The organism is Alkalibacterium sp. s-m-28, from assembly GCF_054658175.1.
The window spans coordinates 1-261 of record NZ_BAAGIQ010000382.1; the positions used below are offsets into that span (position 1 = coordinate 1).

General features: G+C 44.8%; 1 pseudogene. It reads right to left on the reverse strand.

Features of this window, described 5'->3' with window-relative positions:
• Positions 1-261 (reverse strand): annotated as a pseudogene (locus ACYQ4S_RS12705) (RNA-guided endonuclease TnpB family protein); the annotation flags it as partial.

The window sequence follows — 261 nt, forward strand, 5'->3', positions numbered from 1 at the left end:
GCGAATGACAGAAATGTGGTTATCTTTTGCAAAATCAATGATTTGACGACTAACCTTGTGGTCTTGGTCTTTCATCCATCGTTGTTCTTTGTCTTTTGAGTGGCGGATGGCATTCAGCTTCTTTCGTCCCCCAAGTGCTTTTCTTTCCGAACGAAATTGTCGTTTCATATATTTGTTTCGCCGTCCGTTTCCGAAAAAGCGCACTTGTTCGTCATCGGTGACTGCCACAGCTGGGACTTTGAGTCCTAAATCCACGCCCAT